Annotated in this window: 17 protein-coding genes; 5 read left to right on the forward strand and 12 right to left on the reverse strand. The window is 41.4% G+C overall.

Going from position 1 to position 22,457, the window contains the following annotated elements:
* Nucleotides 1-72: 72 nt before the first annotated feature.
* Nucleotides 73-888 (reverse strand): sterol desaturase family protein, encoded by an 816-nt coding sequence (locus G399_RS0105055; RefSeq protein ID WP_006008177.1) that lies wholly within the window; start codon nucleotides 886-888, stop codon nucleotides 73-75.
* A complete protein-coding gene (locus G399_RS0105060; RefSeq protein ID WP_006008174.1) occupies nucleotides 885-1,127 on the reverse strand; it encodes a hypothetical protein in 243 nt (80 codons plus the stop codon). Before G399_RS0105060 ends, G399_RS0105055 begins: the two co-directional genes overlap by 4 nt.
* A 97-nt stretch (nucleotides 1,128-1,224) precedes the next feature.
* Between G399_RS0105060 and G399_RS0105065 the strand changes: the two genes are divergently transcribed.
* Complete coding sequence (locus G399_RS0105065; RefSeq protein WP_006008173.1) at nucleotides 1,225-2,238, forward strand: AraC family transcriptional regulator; 1,014 nt, start codon at nucleotides 1,225-1,227, stop codon at nucleotides 2,236-2,238.
* A gap of 205 nt (nucleotides 2,239-2,443) precedes the next feature.
* Here G399_RS0105065 and G399_RS0105070 read toward each other — a convergent pair whose 3' ends face one another.
* Entirely contained in the window at nucleotides 2,444-3,481 is a 1,038-nt protein-coding gene (locus G399_RS0105070) for a cysteine synthase A (protein ID WP_006008169.1), read from the reverse strand.
* 182 nt (nucleotides 3,482-3,663) lie between these two features.
* Nucleotides 3,664-5,838 carry a penicillin acylase family protein gene (locus G399_RS0105075; protein ID WP_006008167.1) on the reverse strand — a complete coding sequence of 725 codons (2,175 nt, stop codon included), beginning with the start codon at nucleotides 5,836-5,838 and terminating at the stop codon, nucleotides 3,664-3,666.
* Nucleotides 5,839-6,101: 263 nt separating this feature from the next.
* Here G399_RS0105075 and G399_RS0105080 point away from each other — a divergent pair, with 263 nt between their 5' ends.
* The 3 genes from G399_RS0105080 (at nucleotide 6,102) to G399_RS0105090 (ending at nucleotide 8,808) form a co-directional block, all read left to right on the forward strand.
* The gene (locus G399_RS0105080; RefSeq protein ID WP_006008164.1) at nucleotides 6,102-6,935 is read left to right on the forward strand and encodes a cache domain-containing protein; all 834 of its coding nucleotides are present in this window, start codon (nucleotides 6,102-6,104) and stop codon (nucleotides 6,933-6,935) included.
* A 148-nt stretch (nucleotides 6,936-7,083) separates the two neighbouring features.
* Nucleotides 7,084-7,806 carry an SDR family NAD(P)-dependent oxidoreductase gene (locus tag G399_RS0105085; RefSeq protein WP_026843485.1) on the forward strand — a complete coding sequence of 241 codons (723 nt, stop codon included), beginning with the start codon at nucleotides 7,084-7,086 and terminating at the stop codon, nucleotides 7,804-7,806.
* A 3-nt stretch (nucleotides 7,807-7,809) separates the two neighbouring features.
* Nucleotides 7,810-8,808, forward strand: coding sequence for an amidohydrolase family protein (locus G399_RS0105090; RefSeq protein WP_006008160.1), 999 nt, complete (start codon nucleotides 7,810-7,812; stop codon nucleotides 8,806-8,808).
* A 10-nt stretch (nucleotides 8,809-8,818) separates the two neighbouring features.
* On the opposite strand, the gene G399_RS0105095 is transcribed toward G399_RS0105090, so the two are convergent.
* The 7 genes from G399_RS0105095 to G399_RS0105130 all read right to left on the reverse strand — a co-directional run bounded on the left by G399_RS0105095 (nucleotide 8,819) and on the right by G399_RS0105130 (nucleotide 19,226).
* On the reverse strand, nucleotides 8,819-9,994 hold the full coding sequence (locus G399_RS0105095) for a mandelate racemase/muconate lactonizing enzyme family protein (RefSeq protein WP_006008158.1): 1,176 nt from the start codon (nucleotides 9,992-9,994) through the stop codon (nucleotides 8,819-8,821).
* 87 nt (nucleotides 9,995-10,081) lie between these two features.
* Entirely contained in the window at nucleotides 10,082-10,852 is a 771-nt protein-coding gene (locus tag G399_RS0105100) for a class II aldolase/adducin family protein (protein WP_006008156.1), read from the reverse strand.
* A gap of 165 nt (nucleotides 10,853-11,017) precedes the next feature.
* Entirely contained in the window at nucleotides 11,018-12,922 is a 1,905-nt protein-coding gene (locus G399_RS20240; RefSeq protein WP_006008155.1) for a sensor domain-containing diguanylate cyclase, read from the reverse strand.
* A 130-nt stretch (nucleotides 12,923-13,052) separates the two neighbouring features.
* The gene (locus tag G399_RS0105110; protein WP_006008153.1) at nucleotides 13,053-15,206 is read right to left on the reverse strand and encodes a penicillin acylase family protein; all 2,154 of its coding nucleotides are present in this window, start codon (nucleotides 15,204-15,206) and stop codon (nucleotides 13,053-13,055) included.
* Nucleotides 15,207-15,433: 227 nt separating this feature from the next.
* Nucleotides 15,434-17,524, reverse strand: a complete 2,091-nt coding sequence (locus G399_RS0105115; RefSeq protein WP_006008151.1) for a prolyl oligopeptidase family serine peptidase — start codon at nucleotides 17,522-17,524, stop codon at nucleotides 15,434-15,436.
* A gap of 294 nt (nucleotides 17,525-17,818) precedes the next feature.
* The gene (locus G399_RS0105120) at nucleotides 17,819-18,466 is read right to left on the reverse strand and encodes a DsbA family oxidoreductase (protein WP_006008149.1); all 648 of its coding nucleotides are present in this window, start codon (nucleotides 18,464-18,466) and stop codon (nucleotides 17,819-17,821) included.
* A 220-nt stretch (nucleotides 18,467-18,686) separates the two neighbouring features.
* A complete protein-coding gene (locus tag G399_RS0105130; protein ID WP_006008146.1) occupies nucleotides 18,687-19,226 on the reverse strand; it encodes an isochorismatase family protein in 540 nt (179 codons plus the stop codon).
* A 263-nt stretch (nucleotides 19,227-19,489) separates the two neighbouring features.
* Here G399_RS0105130 and nagA point away from each other — a divergent pair, with 263 nt between their 5' ends.
* Nucleotides 19,490-20,650, forward strand: a complete 1,161-nt coding sequence (nagA, locus tag G399_RS0105135; RefSeq protein ID WP_006008143.1) for an N-acetylglucosamine-6-phosphate deacetylase — start codon at nucleotides 19,490-19,492, stop codon at nucleotides 20,648-20,650.
* Nucleotides 20,651-20,854: 204 nt separating this feature from the next.
* Here nagA and G399_RS0105140 read toward each other — a convergent pair whose 3' ends face one another.
* Nucleotides 20,855-22,414 carry a bifunctional GNAT family N-acetyltransferase/carbon-nitrogen hydrolase family protein gene (locus G399_RS0105140; protein ID WP_006008142.1) on the reverse strand — a complete coding sequence of 520 codons (1,560 nt, stop codon included), beginning with the start codon at nucleotides 22,412-22,414 and terminating at the stop codon, nucleotides 20,855-20,857.
* Nucleotides 22,415-22,457 lie beyond the last annotated feature (43 nt).

Raw genomic sequence — 22,457 nt, forward strand, 5'->3', positions numbered from 1 at the left:
TTTGAACTCGTTTTTAAAATTTTTAGATGGCTATACATCATTATTAATGAGGAATGCCTAGTTAATAAGAACCTAATGCAAAGACTGATTAGGGTTGCCAAATAACACCTTAAATTTCGCCTTAAGGCCTCTTGCGTTGAGAACACCTCTACCTAAGTAAACCCACTGATGAAATGTAATTGTAAGTGGGTTATTACTATTTATCTGCTCGACAATACCGTATTTACAAGGTTCTGTTAGTTTTTCCTCGGTAAAAGTACCAAATAATTTATCCCAAATTATAAGTACGCCGGCAAAATTTTTGTCGATATAGCCTGGGTTAATCGCATGGTGCACTCTATGATGCGAAGGCGTATTAAATACTTTTTCAAACCAACCTAGCTTATTCACTATTTGTGTGTGAACAAAAAATTGATACGCCAAATTAAGCGCTACCACGGTAAATACAGTAATGGGATCAAAGCCTATTACTATCATGGGCAACCAAAATACCCACATACCCACGATTGGATACATTAAGCTTTGCCTGAAGGCGGTGCTAAAATTCATTTTTGTCGAGCTGTGATGGACGACATGCGCAGCCCATAACCAATGGATATGGTGCGATGCTTTATGAAACCAATAATATAAAAAGTCTTGCAGTATAAAGGCGCCTAAAACGGTCATAACAGACAGCTCTATATCAAATAATCGATAATCATGAAGCCAATAAAAAAACGGCATTAACAAAAGCAAAGCAATTGCGTCGGACGCTTGGTGCATGAGTGCAAGCGCACTATTCGCCATACTATCCTTGATATCGTAGTAGCGTCTATGTTTAATAAATTCATAAGTTACAAAAAGAATAAAGATAGGACTAAGGGCGAGTAAAATAATTTCTATAGTCATGCAAATTTCCCGTCAAAACGAATAGCTAGTATGCGCATTATCTGTGCTGATAATTTGCTCTTAAATTTGCCGCTAAATATATTAACTTCGTTAGTAGTACTGTTCTTACCTACGTCTTGTCTTTCAATAACTAACAATTGCGCATTAAAAAAACCATATAACTGCTCATCATCAAAAAAGAGTTCTCTCACGTTTGAAAATTTGGTAAAGATAGGCTGTTTTGAGTGAGTTGATATCATACCTTTAACCGTGATTATTTATTAATGTTGCTAGTATATAAAAATATTGCATGGCAAACTTGTTACTACACGACCATTTTTTAGCTTTAGGCGACAAATGAGCACGCTTGCGGATCATTATTTTTCCAGTATTCTTGATTACTTAGACACTCTGGGCCTGGACAGCCGAAAAGTGTTATTGGCTATTAATTTTAATGAGTACAATAATGAACAGACACAGCAACTAGCGCCTCGAATTAGTTTGAGCAGCTATAACGCGTTACTTGAATATGCAAAGCACAGCCTAAATGAGCCTTTATTTGGTTTTAAACTTGGACAGCAAATTCGTACCGCTGACTTTGGTGTATTGGGATACTTAATAGAATCAAGTGATAACTTAGCAAGCGCGATTTCAGCTCTTATTACTTACGATAGTTTGGTGGCTGATATAGGAAAGGCACAATTTGAACAGCAAGGTGATATTGCCATTATCCGCTGGCTACCGGACCCAAACTGCAGTGTGCAGGTTATTTTACGTAATATGACTGCGTGGGTCAGCGTTATTCGTCAACTGTTAAACCCGCAGTTATCACCAAGTCGCATTTGTTTTACACAAGCATGGCCTGAGGCTGAAACAACAACACTCGCCAACTGGTTTAATTGTCCAATTGAAACCAATGCTCAATATAACCAAATTGTATTTCCCAGGAGCTATTTAGCACAGCCTTTTAGAACTGATAACGCTCAAATTAACCTTGCCCTTAAACATATATCAGAGCAACAATTGTCTCGTTTTAAAAGCCAACAATTAGTCACTGAAAAGATTGACCATTTATTAATGGCTAAAAACGAATTGGACGATTGCAGCTTAATTCGCACAGCAAGCGCATTAAACCTAACGCCTCGAACCTTGCAGCGCCACTTAAAAAAAGAACAAACATCCTTTGCTAATTTGTTAGAGCGTGAACGAAAAAGACGCTCACTACAATACATTGGAAAATACCCTTTGAGCACAACAGCTATAAAGTTGGGTTTTAATGATCAAAGCTCCTTTAATCGTGCATTTAAACGTTGGTATGGATATAGCCCTTCTGACTATTTAAAAAATAAACTGATGACTATAAAGTCGTAATAATAAACCATTACGGGGCACCGCCGACCCTCAATGCGCTAGCAAACGAAGCCATAAATTGTAAAACTGCTGAGGTTCTGGCGTCAAAGAATAAGCAAAGGTAAGCACTTTGTTGCGGTGGTCGCTCCTCGTCAATTTTTGACCTACATATCGCTACAGCCCCCCTGTGTGTCACCATACTTCCTTACGATAGCTCAAGGTAAATTTACACCACCACAACATTATCCATAGCTTGCGCCCTATAACGCTCAAACAAGGCGCTGATATCTGGATTAGGCTGAGCTAGTTTTTTTTCATTTAAAAAATCTGGATTGTAAAGCTTTGAATATGAGCGTTCACCTAAATCACAAGCAAAGGTTACTATCGTTTTACCAGGGCCTGATGCAGCGGCAGCACGAAGCGCTCCAGCAACATTGAGCGCTGAACTACTGCCAAGCACAATACCATCGTTGGCCGCCAAATAATGTGCAACGGTAATTAAATCAGGATCGGGTAAGTTGACCGCATAATCAATTTTGGCCTGACGGAAATTATCGACGGTGCGCATAATACCGATACCCTCAGTAAATGAGCCGCCTTGTGACTTGTATTCGTTGTTTTTCAGAAAATTATATATCCCAGAGCCATCCGGATCAACCAGCCAAACTTTGATGTTCTCATTTTGCTGTTTAAGGTAGTCTGAATTTCCCGCAATGGTTCCACCGGTGCCGCAGACGGATACAAACACATCGATTTCGCCTTCAGTTTGCTGCCAAATTTCAGGTCCTGTATGCATGTAATGAGCGCGATAATTACTTAAGTTTTCAAATTGATTTGCCCACCAATAATCTGCATTTTCTTCACCAATGCGTTTGGCCGTATGATAAAAATGCGCTGGATTTTTAAATGGACAAGGATCGACTAACAGTAACTGTGCTCCATGCAGGCTAATTAAGCGTTCTTTTTCGATGGTTTGGCCTTTTGGCATTACCACTTGGAGATTATACCCAAGCGCTTTAGCCACGATTGCAAGCCCAATACCAGTGTTGCCAGCCGTACCTTCCACTATTGTCATGCCTGGCTTTAAATCGCCTTTTTCTTGGGCATCTAACACCATTTGCAGGGCAGCCCTGTCTTTAATTGAACCACCTGGGTTTTGATATTCGCATTTTACGTAAATATTGCATCCGGTGAGTGCTGATAGTGATTCTATTTTAAGTAGGTCTGTATTGCCCACCATCTCACTTAAATTATTTGCACGCATGAAAACGTCACCTCAGTTCAGTATGTATAGGCAAGTTAACACATTAAGCCATGAGTCATAAACACGAATTCATGTCTATTTAAGCCGTATTATCCTAAAGAGATTAACTATCTATTATTAGTTTCAAACGCTAATGTCCGATCACACCAATATTAAAACGCATCAACAAATTAGCACGCTATTTATTCACCTGGATGATATTCACGCAGGGTATTTTTTTTAATATCTTCTGGATAAAAATACACATCTCTTAATTTTCCCGCTGCATAAAGTGGTGCTTGATCATTAAAATGCGGACTAGCAGGGTCACCACTTTGGCCACCTGCGGAAATCGCCTTAGCTTTGACCTTATTACCAAATTCAACTACAGCGACAAAACTGTTACCGCGTGTTCCATATATGCGTTTGGTATCATTGAATGTGCGTTGACCATAGGCAGCTAGTGATCCCCATCGAGCAGAAGTAAAGCCAACCGGAATACTTGGTGCAGCATCGTCAAAGGGTTGAACAATGTCACCTGTCAAACGCTGAAATCTATTTATCTGGCCCCAAGGCGTTTCTGCGCTGCCAAAATCAGCGATCAGCTTTGCCTTGGCTTCAGATAATGTTACGACACCAATTTGAGCGGTATATTCAGCTACGTACTGACTAAAACTAAGACCGCGCTCTGCTGCATTGACTCTCGCCGCTTCATCATCGGCAGCTTTGCGTCTAAGCTCTTGACCCCAAAATACGGCCAGTGATGTTGCTTTTGAGTCGACGCTTGAGCGATGATCCCATGCTTTAAGCAGCGCGATCTGATCCGCAAGGTCTGCAACTGGTTCAGTATCGTACGCCTTGTATAATACGGGCAGCAAAACAGTAAAGGCAGTTAAGTGAGTGCTATAGGCTGCCTCAGCCAAACTATCAAGGGTAAAGCCTTGCTTACCGTCGAGTACCTCAATAGCGTGAATACCGCGATAATTCTCTGGGAAATTTTCCATATACTTGGGGTAATCTTCTGCTTTGGGACTGTATTTTGGCCCTGCCATCATCCATGGCCAGTTATTGGTGTTATTTAAATAGCCACTTTTTGGATTAAGGCCACCAACAGTTTCTTCGAGTGTGTGCAAACCTTTCCAATCTGTATCGGGGTTGCTGCCATCGACCGGTTTTGTCCAGTCAAATGAAGGATCCCTGCGCGGAATAAAGTTACCATGAAAATACGCAATGTTACCTTCTGAGTCGGCAAACAGCGTGTTATTTGAGGAATTGGTATGTAACCGCATGTTCTCTTTGTAGTCGGCGTAGTTTTTGGTTTTTGTGCGACCATAGGACTGCTTTAGTGCGTCAATTGGGTTCTGCATTAACGCAACACTGACCCACTTACCATCGAGTTCTCTGACTATAGGGCCACGGTGGCTATAATAAACCGTAAGCGTTTTTGAGCTTTGTCCCTTGTCAGTTTTATACGGCAAGGTAATTTTTCTTTCACGCAGTTTTTTCCAGCTATCACCGTGTTTATAATAATGCCCATCTTTACGTTGTTCGACAGTTTCAAGATACTCGTCAATGAAATCAGCCCCACTGGACGTATGCATCCAGCCTGTATTTTCATTAAAGCCCTGATAAATAAAGAATTGTCCCCAAGTAACGGCACCATAAGCATTCAATCCTTCATCGCTGCGCATATGTACTTCAGCGCGAAAATAAAATGAGGTGTGTGGATTGATAAGTAGCAGTGCCTTACCATTTTTGGTGTTTTTCGGTGCGATAGCAATACCATTCGACCCTTGTGGCTCTGCATTAGGATCTTGGGTAGCTGCAGCAACAGCAGCGTCGCCTTTACGTTGACCATAGAAACTTTCAAGCGCCTCTATATTGATGCTTTCGATATCGCCACCAATACTACCTTCAGTGAAAGCCAGTGCCATCCAGGGCTCAAATTGCTTGAGCACTTTGGGAGTGACATCAGGGTGAGTGTATAGGTAGTAGTTAATACCATCTGCCCAAGCATACATCAGTTTTTGCAGATAAGCAGGGCTGTCGTTAAACTTCTTTTGCATGTCAACAGGATCGATATATAGTTTCATCCGAAGGTCACGATATAGCTGACTTTCACCCTCTGATTCAGCTAGGCGGCCCATGGCATTAAGGTAATTAAGTTCAATACGGTTGAAATCATCTTCAGCCTGCGCGTATATCATTCCAAAAACCGCATTAGCGTCAGTTTTGCCATACACATGAGGAATGCCCCATGTGTCACGAGTAATGGTGACTTCACCCGCCTGCTGCTGCCACCGCGCCAGATCGCTAGTGCTTGCTACAGAGGCAGAACTGGAAAATACCAAGACCATTATCAAAACAAACGATTTCATGCACACTTACCTTTTTTAAGATTTGAGCAACTATATCTGCACCAGCTATTGCTGTAAAGATATGCCTTTAAAGGGCTTTGTTGCGAATATTTTGACGCTCAGGTGTTAAATTCTGGATTCATCGTTTTATTCAGCTGGGATATTCGAACTAGTCGACGTTTGTGCACGCAAAAAACCCGCATAAAATACAAGAAGTATTTGCATACCGTGTGCATTTATTAGCATACTAATGTTATATTTTATACACTAAGCGGTATTCAAACATGGGTTCCAAAACGATCATTCAAGTTAAATTAATCCACGTCATTTTTGTTTTTATCCTATCTCATTTTGCACTTAACGTGCACGCTGAGGAGCGCGTAAGTGAACAAGCTCAAATCCACACGTCTGACTCAGTTGTAGCGCTAACGATGCAAAACATTGCAGGCAATATAGACAAACGAATATCAAGCATGAAAATGTTAGCAAATACCATCGCCAATGACACCCACATTCAAGCATGGGTGAATAACGGATTTGCACAAGCAGACGAAATTACATTACTCAATAAATTAGGCTATTTAGTTAACGAATACGAATTAACAAGTGCTTCCTTTGCCGACACCAACAGCAATAAATATTGGAATCACGAGGGCTTTTTACGGGTTTTGGTACCAGAAATTGATACTTGGTATTTTGCTTACCTAAAAAGTGGTGAACAAAATCTAATTAGTGTTTATCACGACCAAAATAATCAACGCGTTGATCTTTATGTTAACTATCGGCAGGACAATGGGAACGGGCTCTCGGGTATTGCGACTTCATTTGAGGGTGTTGTTGATATGTTAGCGAAATCATCACTGAATGAGTATGGCAAGCTGTTTATTGTTGACAGCACAGGTAAAATTCAGGTGCATTCTGACCCCAAAGTTGCAGGCAAAGTTACTTTGCAACAATTGTATTCAGAGGCAAGTGCAAAGACTCTCCTTACACCTCAACCATTCAACTATGTCGATAGCACAACAAGCAATAAACAGTATTTGCTATCAAGTTATTTGGTATCGAGTTATATCCCAAGTATGAATTGGTTTGTGGTTGCGCAAATAGAAGGTGAGTAGAAGGTTAGTAGAAGGTTAGTAGAAGGTCGGTAGAAGGTGAATTGTATTAAATAAGGCATAAACATGTCATTATTATAGACAAAATTATTATTCTGTTAACACCCGTTAGCACCTATAAATGCCCATAAATAATAGCGAAGATATCAATATGCAAAAAACACTGGTGCTCACCGGCGGTAGTTCAGGAATTGGCTTAGCAATTGCTGCTAAGTTTGAAGCCAATGGCTTTACCGTGTTTAATTTAGATATTCAGCCCGGGATGCATGGTCGATTTATTGAGTGCGACGTTAGAAATCATGATGCTGTGTGTAATATTATTGCTGACATCGCTAGCAAACATAGTATTAACGTACTTATATGCAATGCAGGTAAGCATGTTTCTGCAAATATTGAAGCAACCTCTGAAGCTGACTTGTTAGCCCTGTTTAATCTAAACGTAAAGGGTGCATTTTCAGCAACGCAAGCAGTATTGCCTGCGATGAAATCTGGTGGCGGCGTGATCCTTTATGTGGCTTCTGAGCAGGCGCTTGTAGCAAAAACAAATTCCTTCGCATACAACTTAAGCAAACACGCATTAGCGTCCATGGCGAAAACCACCGCTGTTGATTATGCTAAATTCAATATTCGTGCAAATGCATTGTGCCCAGGAACAATAGAAACGCCGCTATATCACAATGCGATTGATCGATATTGTGAGCAAAGTGGTGCTGATAAAAACGCGGTTCATGCGCACGAAGCAGCACTGCAGCCGCTTGGTCGCATTGGCCAACCTGAAGAAGTGGCCGCGATGGCTTATTTCTTAGCATCAGATGATGCAAGTTTTGTGACCGGCAGTTTGCAAGTCATTGATGGCGGCTATACAGCGGCTTAATGAATGAAAATTATTATTGACCCGCACGTCCATTTGTTTGATTTAGAACAGGGTCAGTATGACTGGCTAAAGCCTGAGTTCCCTCCTCAATGGTTGGATAAAAACAACATTTGTAATAGCTATAGTGATACCGACTTACAACAGCAAACATCATTTTCAATTGCTGGGTATGTTCATATTGAAGCGGGTTTTGACAATAAAAACGGTCATCGTGAACTTAAAAATGTGGAGCACAGAGCTAGTTTACCACAACGCTCAATCGGCTTTATCGACATTACGCTTGCACCCACTGAGTTTGTCATTGAACTGGATAATCAATGGCAGCACCAAAGCGCGGCGGGCATTCGACATATATTAGAAGCGATGGACGTGATTGAAAATTCGACAGACTTATATCTACACGATACCAAATCAGCGACAGATTTTAGTAAAACAACGTTATTAGAGAATAATAATTCTTTTATAAATTTAGGTGTTTTAGAAAAACGTAATGGTATATTTGAATTGCAATGCGATGTTAACAATCGCCAGCTAGTGGTGCAGATTTTTAGTTTTTTTCAGCGCCTTCCAAATTTACAGTTGGTGCTAAACCACGCGGGGTTTGCGCCACCAGCATCAGACCTTGATGGGCAACCTAGCTCGGCCTTTAGTGACTGGAAAATAAACATTCAGTTATTGGCTCGTTTGCCTAATATCGCGGTAAAATGTTCGGGCTTTGAAATGCTCGAACGGAGTTATAAGAAAAGCCAGATATACGCTGTTTTAACGCATTGTGTGGATGTATTTGGTTATGCCAATGTCATGCTCGCGAGCAACTTTCCGCTATGTGAATTGGTTTTCAATTACGACGATTATTGGCAACAGACTTTTGCAGTACTAGAGCAAATGATTGACCTTGGTTTATTAGATGCCCAGCAAGAAAAAGCGCTGTACTTTGACAACGCTTTTCGTATTTATCAGTTCAGCAAGACTAACTTGTCGCTAACGACAGACATTGGCTAAAACACACACGCTACTTTACAGTTATGTGCGGCGAACGCTTCACAACATCATCATTTAATTCAATACCAATACCCGGTAAATCAGGCACTTTAAACTTGCCATTAACCGGTTGGTAATCTTGAATACACAGTTCTCTGTTCCATGACTTAATTGCGTAAGTATGATGTTCGTGAATTAAAAAATTAGGAATAGCGGCTTCTAATTGCAATGCTGCCGCGGTTGCTACAGGGCCACCACAAACGTGTGCTTGCACTCGAATGTCGTATACATCGGCGTAGTCGCAGACTTTTTTAGCTTCGGTAAAGCCGCCACATAATCCAACATCAGGTTGCAATACATCAATGCTCTGATCTTCGAAGTAGGGACGCACATCCCAGCGATGATATAAGCGTTCGCCACCAGCAATAGGTACTTTTACATTCTGAGATACTTTTTTATGTACCGCAGAATTTAAATAATTCACGGGTTCTTCAAACATCATGCAACCCACTTCTTCAACTATAGAGCCCATTTGAATAGCAGAGGCACATCCCATCAGTGAATGCGCTTCAAAGATAATATCCACGTCGTCACCCACTTCTTTGCGAATAGCGCGCATGCGGTCACCAAACAGCTTCATCTGTTTTGGTGTAAATAGCTTGGTCCGATCGTAACTTGAATCACCGTTAGCATCGTACACAATAGGGTCAACTTTGACCGCATCATAGCCTTCTGCTATTGCTTTACCTGCGGCTCGCGCGTAATCGTCGGGGCTTAGCATTTTAACGCAGTCTTGGCTCCAATCAAACTGTAATTGGCTAGCATAGGTACGCAGGTTATCATTGGTTTTACCGCCTAGTAACTGGTACACAGGCACGTTTAATGCTTTACCTTTGATGTCCCACAATGCGGTATCAATAGCGCTCATTGCTGCATATAAAACAGGACCGCCGCCTAAACCCCAAAAACTTTCACGTAACATACGAGACCACAGCAACTCAGTTTTAAATGGGTCGAAACCAATCAAAACAGCTTCTACTATTTCCTTAATCATGGCTGCGGCAGCACTATGGCCCCAATCATAAGCTAATCCAGCCTCGCCAACGCCATGAATACCTTCGTCGGTATGTACGCGTATAAAAACAGGATGCCAAGATGGTCGCTCAGGACAATGAATATCAAAGATTTCTACATGGGTTATTTTCATTTTTAGGTCTCACAATAAGTTACTTGTTGAACGCGATTTTGACTATTATGGTAGCCAAATAGCGCTCGCGTTAATCATTATCTGGTTTTATGAATCAAACTCGGGATAAGCACGTTTTACTCTTCGCATCATTGCTGGCCATGCTTTTTGTCCGCCAGTTAAGCCAGTGTGCACGATATTAGCTTGTGCTTTGATACCATCGATTGTGGATTGATGCACCGTCGTTAGCTGATTATTGGTGTTCTGCATTTTGACCTGTATTTCACAAGCGCGAAGCAAGTCATACATATGCATGAAAGCATCACCGATAGTATTTCCCAGCGTTAATGCGCCATGGTTTCGAAGTAACATAAAGTTGGCATTACCTAAATTAGCTTGTAGGCGTTTAATCTCATCAGCATTCACCGCCAAGCCTTCATAATTATGGTAACTCATACTAGCTAATGCAAAAGCCGAGTATTGGCTATAAGGTTGCAAGCCTTCTATGTCACTTGCAACAGCAATAGCGTCAGCATGATGGAGATGCAAAGCACATTGCGCTTCGGGGCGTGCTATATGCACGGCACTGTGAATTGTGAAGCCTGCTGGATTAATTGAGAATGGTGACCCTTTATCAATTACATTACCTTCAATATCAATCTTGACTAAGTTGGACGCGGTGACTTCTTCAAAAGCAAGGCCAAACGCATTGATGAGTAAGTCTTCCGTACCGGGGATACGCGCAGACACATGGGTGTGAATTAAGTCGTCCCACCCATGCAAAACTAATAGCCGGTAACAGGCTGCTAACGCTACCCGTGTTTGCCATTCTTGGGATGATACTTTGTCTTTTAAATCAATTTGGGGGATGTCGTACATAGCACTTAATTAGGTTGCGTAAATCATATGTTGAAATAATAGCATGCAGATTGTGGAGAGATCATTCTTTTAGCAGATTATTAAGAAGTCTAGTGTATTACATAATATGCAATTCCACGGGGCTCGTTTGCAATCTGAGCAGAGTATTAGTGATTTATACTGCAGTTACTGCCTGGGCATATTTGCAACTTCGACCCTGTTTTTTCCGTTTTTCTTGGCGCTATACAATGCCTTATCTGCTTCGTCAATAAGGTCTTCAATACGATTTACCTTGCTAGTTATGCGCTCCGCAACACCAAAGCTTGCGGTCAACGTTATCGGAGGATGATCCCCCACAACTGATTTCTGGTTGAGTCCGTCGCAAATTCGTCTAGTCATAATTTCAGCCTCAACTAAGTCAGTATTTGGCAGTAATATTAATATTTCTTCACCGCCGTAGCGAGCCACAATATCGTCTTTACGCAACCCACTATTGGCTAGATAATCAGCAACAAATTTAAGACAACCGTCGCCGACTCCATGCCCATATTGATCGTTTACCTTCTTAAAGTTATCAATATCCATCATGATAACTGCAAGCGGAAGTTGTTGCTCTTGGGTCTGTTTGAACTGAGCGGTAGAGTATTCATCTAATGTTTGTCGATTAAACAATCCAGTCAAATGATCAATTTTAGAAAGCTGTCTTATTTTATTGCGTTGCTGCTCTAAATCAAGCGCTTTAGTTTCCAGCATTTGATTGCGAACCGACAACTCTTCTGTTTTAAGATTAATTTCTTGCTGTAGATTATTGGTCAAGTGCTCTGCTGTTTGCAAAGCGCCAAGGTAATGCGAGGCATGAATTTGAGATTGCACGAAGAAGAATATAAACAGCCCATATTCAGTAATAAACAAATTATATTGACTAGAATAGGTAGCATATATGTCATTACACACTGCAAGTAATAGCGGTAACAGACTCATCATTAAAGATCGGGAACCAGGCATTTTTTTGATAATACCGTTTGTAAGGATCAGCATAATGCTTGCCGCAATAAATAATAATACCGATTGGTATACAAACAAATAGAACATCACTGTTTGCATGGGTAATAGCCAAGTAGCCATGATAGTAATAATCAAGATGCCATAATTTGCTTGTACAAACTGCACATCGCCTTTAAACGGACAAAGATTCGCAAAGAAATGCACACCCGCTATTGCTGGCCAAATAATTAAGACGTATTCAAGTTTAGAAATAGTAAAAAATAGCGCAGGGTCTCCTATGAACACATAAAAATAGTCGGAAGCAACTAAGCCTCGCATTAATCCTGCAAAGCCTAATATTACCAACAAAAGTAGTGTTTTTTCCTTTGGTCGTTGAGCATAAAAAATTAAATTTTGCATAACTACAAAAATACCAACACCAACGATTAATATTCTAATCGCCAAATCGATGTAGATACTTCGACTTGCCTGCTCATGTTCTTGTATCACTGGGACCGCAAATAAACCGGCACGGATAGACGTATGACTCGACAAGTAAATAACAAGGGTTCCTTTGTTACTATCAGTAGGCAAATCTAAGATTGTGGTTCTGTAGCGTTGTTCTTGGTCGAGGCCATCTTTGGATATTTTACCTGAATTGCCAAGATAGCGACTGCTTCCATCTGCGTTTACCCACCAAGCTTGCCATGCATCACTGACACTGCGCATGTGAATAGCGGGTTGCTTAAACACTCCCTTTAGCCCGTCTATTTCAAGAAGGTAAGTGCCATAACCATCTACAAATGGCTGTATATTGTGCTCATCCTTTTCAACAATATTTTCTAAAAAATCTAGTTTACGGATAATTCTGATTGGATATTTATGGCTATCTAACTCATCTAAGGGCAACCATTCGCCCCAGTAAAAACCCCAAGGGCCGTCCAGTTTGACTTCACCATCTTGATACTGTTGAGATACGTTAATAGTAGGAATAGATTGCGCGCTAGCATGAACAGAAAAGGTAGTAATAAAAGAAATAGCCAAACAAACTAAGAGCAAGGGCACCAAAAGGCATTGTTTGCTGGAAAATGTGGCTTTTTGAGGCATAAATTATTCTTAGTGTACTGCCAAAAATCTAGATAGTTAGGAGAGTAAACGTAATACTTGCCGTATGCAACAAACCTAAAATTACGCAAATAATCTAAGATTGCCAGAACGCAAAGTTGATGCCACTCTTTTATCTAAAACCGGGACGATAACGTCGCTCTACCTGCTTTTCTAACTCAGCGCGTTGAAATAATACGCGCCGTTCTTGTTTTGCAACAAACATCTCCATTTGGTCATTGTAGTGCACTGAGTTGCTGTCCTTAGTTGCCGAGCCATACTGATGGATGGCGTCACTTTGAACCACGCCATTTTTATCCCACGACACGAACATCATAAAGCCGTCGCCAGCAATATTTTCAATTTGTCCATTTTGGTCCATTTCCTGACCATAAACGGCACGCAAAATATCAGGCCCGCCACTCATTGGCAGATTCTTTTGACCTCGTTTTAAGCGATATACGTCGCCATAAGGTGGTGTATAACTGCCATGATATTTAACTAATTGAGCGACCGTATTTTTGAAGGCTCGAGTGATTTTTTTCATCTCTACTGGTTTGCCATTGGCTTTTTGTATAGGAGCCATTGTCAGAACTGCTAGAGCCGCCTCCTGATTATCTTTGTGAGTTGAGAGGTTCCAACTGCGCAATGCATCAAGAGCGCCTAATTCAATTTGGCTTAAGTCGACGCTTTGTTGTTGCGCTAGCCATTTACGTAATGCCGTGATTTGATAAGACTTTGGATGATAGAAGAGGTCATATTTCACTTCCTTAAAAAGCCCCTTAGATATTTTCTTTACACCTTTTAATTTTTCTTCAATTTGTAACACACGGTTGGTCACCGAGGTCTCAATTCCCATTGACTCTGGGTATTGGCTTTCCTGCGCATCATCATCACCATCAGTTGCTAGCCAAGGTGTATTGTTGGCATTATAAACTAAACCAGAACTCGGGTTGACTGTTTTTGGCATGGCAGAAAAGTCATAAAATTCAGTCCAAATTAAATCCGAACGATTCCCCGGTAGAATTTTATCCCATTGCCATCCATCAATCCGCTTGGGGAACTTTGCGTTATAATAGTGTGCGATATTGCCTGCTTTATCTGCATATACAAAGTTAATACTGGGCATGCTATTTAATTTCAAGGCCGCTTCAAATTGTTCTTTATTAGTGGCTTTGTTTGCCGCAAACATAAACTCTAAAGTGCCAACTTCGTTCATACCAGACCAGCGCAGGGCAAATGAACCTTTCTCGGTTGCCATCACCGGCCCATGCTCGGATATATTAATTTCTTTTTTTACAGTCCATCTCAAAGGACCGAATAACTTTATGGTCATTTTAGCAACTTTTGTTTTAAACGTTTTCCACTGTCCATCTAGGAGATATTGATTTTCGTTATCAGGATTGATGGTTAGTTGATAAATGTCCACTAAATCAGGTTTATTCACTGTATTAGCCCAACCCAAATGATCATTGTGGCCATGAATAATTACCGGTGCGCCAGGAAAAGTAGAGCCAACCATGTTCCATCCCTCTTCACTATGCAAACGCACTTCATACCAAGCAACGGGGCCAGTAAGTGGTTGATGACTGTTGATTAATAAATGCGTGAGCCCATCTTCTGAACGATGTGGAGCAATTGCGATACCTTGACTTCCAATGGGCAGTGCGTTGGTGGGTTGCCAAATAAGTGCATTTTGCGACTTAGCAACTTCATGCATCACGTCAGGATCCACTAAATCACTTAGTATCTGATCAAAGCCATAAAACATCGGCATTTTAAACGTAAAGCCGGCGATAATATCTTTGCCTGTCGCGGGTAAAAAGTATCGGCTGACATGTTCTGGATTCTGAGCCGCATACAGGTTCACACCATCCGCGTAGGCTTGTGCGATTTGTTTGATATTTTCTGGTACTTGCGTCTCATAATTTGCGTTGACGGCGTCCCAGACACCCATAAATTGAACCACAAAATCGGTCTCTGCAGCCTTATATCCTATTTCAGCAGCCAATGTACCCCGAGTTGCAAGTAACACTGATTGAAGCGTTTCAAAATCGTCTTCACTTTGTACATAACCCAGACCAAATGCAGTATCGATGTCTTTCTTGCCATAAATATGAGGAATACCGAGCCCGTCGCGCATAACTTCAACATCATACTTTGTGGCCCTAGCTATATACGCGCGAGTGTCAGGCATACTTGGTAGTGTGAGGTAAGCAATGCAGAAAACAGACGCAATGACCAATGCTAATATATACCCAAACCATTTTAGTGAGATGTATTTCATTACTGAGTACTTTTCTTGGTAGATAATTTATAGGCTTGATAGCACTTTAACAGCCTTCAAGTCACAAAGGCTAAAATAAGGTAACAATACAAAATAGCGACATTGTGATTGGATTGCAGAAAAGTAATATCATACTTAAGATCTGGACGTATTAACCAGCAAACTTACGGGCACAACTTTGTAATCAAAAAGTCATGCCCATAAAACGGTTACTGTATTATAAACCATTATATTAACGTCAACTCTTCAACACCCATGTTATACAATACAAAACCGTAAATATCAGCATACTGCTCAATGGTTTTGCTAATCGGTGTTCCTGCACCGTGACCTGCATCAGTTTCAATGCGGATAAGGATTGGATTATAACCGCCTTGGAATTCCTGCAGTACCGCAGCAAACTTGAATGAATGTGCCGGTACTACTCGGTCATCATGATCCGCAGTAGTGATCATCGTTGCAGGATATTCGATACCTGATTTAACATTGTGAACCGGTGAATAAGCCTTTATGTAATTGTACATTTCTTGACTTTGCTCAGAGGTGCCATAGTCATAAGCCCAGCCAGCGCCAGCGGTGAATGTGTGGTAGCGCAACATGTCCAATACACCAACGGCTGGCAACGCAACTTTGGCAAGGTCTGGACGTTGAGTCATCACTGCGCCAACTAACAAACCGCCGTTAGAGCCGCCGCGTAGAGCGAGATAATCACTGCTTGTATAGTGGTTGTCAATAAGGTATTCAGCAGCTGCAATAAAGTCATCAAATACGTTTTGCTTTTGCATTTGTGTACCCGCTTTATGCCATGCTTTGCCGTACTCACCGCCGCCACGAATATTCGGAACCGCGTAAACGCCACCTAATTCAAGCCAAGCTGCAAGCATAGGACTAAAGCTTGGTGTCAGGCTAACGTTAAAGCCGCCGTAGCCGTAGAGCATTGTTGGGTTTTTGCCATTCAGTTCGATGTCTTTGTGATGGGTGATGATCATAGGCACTTGAGTGCCGTCTTTGGACTTATAGAAAACTTGCTTTGAAACAAATTTAGAAGCATCAAACTTTGACGCCGACTTGTTAAACAGTATCGACTCACCAGTTGCAATATCTAGGGAGTAAATAGTTGTTGGCGTAATGTAATTACTGAATGTGTAATAAGCGGTTTTTGCATCGGCCTTATCACCGTTCATAATGGCAGAACCAATGTCTGGCAGCTCAATTGTGCGCAGTTTTTTGCCGTCTAAATCATATTGATAAACCTTAGAAATTGCATCCACCATATATTCTGCAAAAATATACCCGCCGGCACTGCTCGGCGACAACACATTGGTCGTTTCGGGTATCAGATCTTTCCAATTCACGACACTCGGTGACTTCGCGTCTACCACAACGATTTTGCTATTAAGCGCATTGTGATTAGTTACTAAGTAAAGGCTATCACCTTTGTTGGTGAGCATCGAAACGTCATTGTCAGTGGTCTCGATAACTGTTTGCCAAGCCGTATTTGGATTTGAAAGGTCTTTTAAGAATGCGCGGTTGCCTGAGGTTGAGTTTGCTGCAGATACCAATAAAAAGCGATCATCCTCACTGACTTGAGCTCCGATATAACGGTGTTTCTCGGCATCAGTATGACCATACACCTTGAGATCATGGGCTTGAGGCGTACCAATTTTGTGATAATAAAGTTTATGCTGATCGGTTTTTTGACTTAACTCAGAACCCACTGGCTTGTCATAACTGGAGTAATAAATTCCCTCATTTTTGTACCACGACAAACCACTAAATTTAACGTTTACCAATGTGTCACTAAGTAACTCTTTGGTCTCAGTGTTAATAACATAAACTTGACGCCAGTCACTACCCCCGGTCGACGTTTGATAAGCTGCTGTTGAACCATCAGCAGAGAATGACAAACCCGCTAACGAAATCGTGCCATCATCACTAAATTTGTTAGGATCGATGAAAACCGTCGCATCACCACCGTCTTTTGAACGATAAACAAGGCTTTGATTTTGCAGACCGTCATTCTTATAAAAATACGTGTACACGCCTTCAGTGAAAGGGGCAGATACGCGCTCATAGTCTAGTAAGTCACGTAGAACTTTGGCTATTTCTTCACGGTAAGCAATATTTTCTAAATAGGCCTGCGTTGTTTCATTTTGTGTTTCTACCCACGCTTCAGTTTCTGCACTGCGGTCGTTTTCTAACCAGCGATATGGATCTGCGATCGGGTCACCAAAGTAAGTATCAACCACATCCTCTTTTGCCGTGGTGGGGTAATCAACAGTAATAATTTTATTTGTTTTTTTCGCTACTTCAGACACTTCGGCTTCCTTTTTTTTGGCTAACAAGCCGTCGATATGCCGGCAACTGCGATTGCTAACACCGTTTTAGTTGTTGTTTTAAAGTTGTTTCATTATCTTTATTTTACGCTATGTTTGGCTTGTTTATATTAATGCTTACTGTGTTTTTGGTTCCGGTAAACGCTCATTGAAAAACAATATAAAGCCTCTTTTATTCGGCATTACGTTATTCGGTATTACGTTATTCGGTATTACGTTATTCGGTATTACATACAGTCTGTAAGGTACGCAGTACGTGCTAAAAGCGGACACTTTTCATCTCTCGTTTGCAATTTTCGTTAATGCTTGCTGAAACACCTCAGCAGGCTGTCCGCCGCTGATCAAGTGTTTATTATTGACAATAACCGCTGGCACAGATTGCACTCCCGCACTTTGATATTGTTGCTGTAATTGGCGAACGTCTACTGTAAATTGATCCGACTGCAATACTTTTTTAGCGCCGGCAATATCTAAACCAACACTCTTAGCGGTTTTTAAAAGCTGCTCATGATCGCTTGGATTGCCATTGTTTTTGAAATACAAATCAAACAATGCTAATTTTAATTCGGTCTGCTTACCCTGAGTTTTAGCCCAGTGTAGTAAACGGTGCGCATCAAACGTATTATAAATGCGACCACCACCTCTGTTAGCAAAGTCATAGCCAACGCCAAGTCCGCGCTGCCTAATAGCGTCTCGATTTTGTTCTGCTTGCTGCTCAGAAATTTGATATTTTTGAGTTAAATGCTCGGTAATTTCTTGTCCTTCTGGTGCCATTTGTGGATTTAGTTCAAAGGGTTGCCATTCGATACTCGCTGTGATGTCTGGCGCTACTTCCTTCAAGGCTGCTTGCAGCGCTTTGAAACCGATAATGCACCATGGGCAAGATATATCAGACACAATGTCTATTTTTAATTCAGTCGCCATTCTTATTTATCCTGTTCAGTTGTAAATATTGGACGGTAGTAGTAAACGTCAAGATTACCGTGGCTTGGTAATGAAAATCCGTACTCACGGGGCCAGTTACTTTATCTCGACCATCGCCCACGACAGTAACGTATTTTTTCCTTTTTAGTAACGTTCGATTTTTAAAAATGAGCATTAACGCACCGATGAATACGGCACCTAAAACAATGGCGGCAATAACTTATCGAACGATGTCTAAAAGCGCCTTAAACTTATCGTCTTTGCAGTCTTTCATCAGTTCAAACAAGCACATTTCAACGCTAGTAATGCCTATATCCTTGGTTAGCAATTTAGTGATAGCGGTGTGTTTGTTGGCATCGTCTCGTGAGGCAATACTGTCGACAACTAGCTCAATTGTCTTGCCCATTTGTTTTAAGCCCATCGCGGTTTGATATACACAAACATGCGCTTCGATGCCACAAATTAACCAATGTTGAACCCCTACGTTGTTAATTTGCTCAACAAAACGAGGGCTTACGCAAGCATCAAAGGTGTACTTTTTGATGCAAGGATAACCATCTAATAAAGGCCTGATCTCGGTTGCCGTTTTGCCTAGCTTTTCGGGATTCTGTTCAAGCACTAATATTGGTAACTCCAGTAAGGTGCAGCCTTTAATCAACTTTGCTACATTCTGAAACATCATCTCGCTATTGTGCACGAGATGCGACAATTTACCCTGAATATCGACGACAATAAGACCGGTGTTATTTCTATCTAACATAGTATTTTCAATTAAAGAGCAATGAACATAGCTTAATGTATCGCTGTTTTTTTGTCACATTAGATACGCCTTAAATACAAATTGCGCAGTAAACACCCTATAAACGAACCTTTGATAAACTAGCATTTGATAATCGAACGGTAGGTAATCTATTTCAACGAGTTCGCGTAATATGTATTAATATTGTTTCACAGTGCGCTATCATTATAATTGCGCAGCTCAAGCAACACAGCCAACACAGCCAACACAAAATGAGTAATTACATGACAACTTATTTCGCAAAGCGCTTATTCGACGGTCTGCGAATGCATGACAACATGCACTTAGACGTCAGCAAAGGTATCATTTGCAGCATCAAAAAAGCTCACTCAAGTCAGTTAAAAGCAGATATAAAGCTAGATGGTCTGGTGTGTGCGGGTTTTATCGATACTCAAGTTAATGGCGGTGGTGGGGTTTTATTTAATTATAAACCCTCGTTGGAAACCCTGGTTACGATGCTGCAAGGTCATTCAAAATATGGCACAACGGCGATGTTACCAACCCTAATAACGGATAGCAGTGAGGTGATGAACACAGCAGCCAATGCTGTTGCTGAGGCCATAGCTAAGCCCCTATCTAGTATCTTAGGCATTCATTTTGAAGGGCCCAATTTGAGTAGGATAAAGCGCGGTATTCATCCAAGCAAGCATGTCAGAGCAATCAGTGATATAGATTTAGCTACTTTTACGCGCAGTGATATCGGTCAAGTCTTAGTAACTCTTGCACCAGAAAACGTATCACCTGATGTGATCACCGACCTTGTCAGCCAAGGTGTTATTGTGTCGTTGGGTCATACGGGCGCAAATAGTGATCAAGCACTTAGCGCGATTGATGCGGGCGCAACTTGTATCACCCACTTATTCAACGCTATGTCAGGGTTAGCTGCAAGGGAACCTGGGCTGATTAACATTGCTTTGAGTGATTTACGCGTAACCTCAGGATTGATTGCCGACTTACACCATGTTCACCCGCAGAACTGCGCCCTAGCCTACCAATGCATAGGTGCTGAGCGTTTAATGTTGGTAACCGATGCGATGGCACATGTGGGGTCAGATTTGCAAACCTTGGCATGGTTAGATTCAACCATCACCAAAACGGCTGGCAAATTGACATTAGATGACGGCAGTCTCGCCGGTTCGTGTTTAGACATGAACAGTGCAGTTAGAAATATGTATTCTTTGCTGAAGCAAAACACCCGATGGACCGACGCAGATGAACTGCTTGGAAATGTGCTCAACATGGCCAGCCAAGTTCCAGCCCGCCTGTTGGGTATTCAAGATAGAGGGAAGCTAATTAGCGGAAATAAAGCTGACTTCGTATTACTCGACGATGATATGCGTGTAAAAGGATGCTGGGTACATGGAGAAAAAGTGTCAGGCAATTGACTCACGTAACTGTGCTAATGATAGCGGATATTCGTTTAACGCTGAATATCCGCTTCTTCATCAACTGCTCTTCATCAACTGCTCTTCATCAACTGCTTTTCATCAACTGCTTTTCATCAACTGCTTTTCATCAACTGCTTTTCATCAACTGCTTTTCATAAAGTGCTTTCCATAAAGTGCTTTTCATGAACAACTTTTGCTGAACTACTTCTCGCCCAACCATTCCACTCTGAATAAATCTCGACGTTTGTCCAAATAGTTACGCACCGAGCCTTCATTCTGTAGCTTAGTTAGCTTGTCAAAATCAAGGTCAACAATGAGCGTCATTTCAGTATTTGGTGTCGTTTCAGATACAATGGCGTCATGCGGAAACGCAAAATCAGAGGGTGAGAATACCGCTGTCTGCGCGTACTGAATATCCACATTATCCACTTGCGGTAAGTTTCCTACGCTGCCCGCAATAGCCACATAACATTCGTTTTCAATTGCCCTAGCTTGCGCGCATCGACGCACCCGCAGATAACCGTTTTTGGTATCAGTCCAAAAAGGGACAAACAAAACTTGAATATCTTGTTCGGATAGCAATCGAGCTAATTCAGGAAATTCAACGTCGTAGCAAATCAGAATACCAATTTTACCAAAATCAGTATTAAATGATTGCAACTTGTTGCCTCCCTTCATGATCCATTCTTTCTTCTCATGAGGCGTTAATTGCAGTTTATATTGACTTTCAATTTTGCCATCACGGTGACATAAATACGCAACATTAAACAGTTCATCATCTTCAACAACAGGCATTGAACCGGCAATGATGTTGATATTATAGGATACCGATAAACGCGAGATAGCGGTTAAAATTTCTTCTGTGTATTCAGCTAAATGCCAAATAGCATCAATTGAACTTTCACCATCACTCAAGCCCATTAGCGGTGCATTGAAAAACTCAGGAAACAAAGCGACATCGCACTTATAGTCAGATAATGCGTCAACAAAGTATTCTACTTGTTGCAGCAATGCTTCCACATTCTCAAAGTAACGCATTTGCCATTGTACACAACCTACTCTCGCCGATGAACGCTTGCCGCCTATTAAGTTAGGCTTTTCGGCATCAAAGTACATGTTGTGCCATTGCAATAACGTGGCATAACCTAACGAGTCTTTATCTTCTGGCAAATACGCCTTCATAACCTGTTTTACGTCAAATCCGTTAGACAATTGAAAAGTCAGAATAGGATCAAAAATATCTTTCGATTTTACTTGTTCGATATACTCATACGGTGTCAGTTCTTTCGCGTATTGAATGTAGTTTGGAATACGACCACCGGCCATAATCGAGCGCAAATTCAAATTACGCACTAATTCTTTGCGCGCCTCATATAAGCGTCGACCTAAGCGTAAGCCTCGATATTCTGGCGACACAAAAACATCAACACCATACAACACGTCACCATTTGGATCGTGAGTAGTAATATAAGCATCACCGGTTATTTCTTCGTAGGTATGCTTGTCACCAAATTGTTCATAATCAACAATAACTGACAACGCAACCGCTACAACTTTGCCTTTGTCGTCAATGCAAATTTGTCCATCAGGAAAGGTAGAAATTTGGGCTTTAAACTGCTTAAAAGGAAGCGTACCACCCACTCGCTGATATATAGCGTCCTGCAGTTCCCTGATATCGTCATAATCGTCTAATGTAAGGTGCCTAAGCTCTAGTAAGTGCTCACCTTCTTCATTTGAATTTACTGTTTCTTTGGTTGGCATGTAATCCTCAAAAAAATACCTATGTCAAAAATGACGCCGATAG

The sequence above is a fragment of the Brumicola pallidula DSM 14239 = ACAM 615 genome, from assembly GCF_000428905.1.
In the GTDB taxonomy this organism is placed as follows: Bacteria; Pseudomonadota; Gammaproteobacteria; order Enterobacterales; family Alteromonadaceae; genus Glaciecola; species Glaciecola pallidula.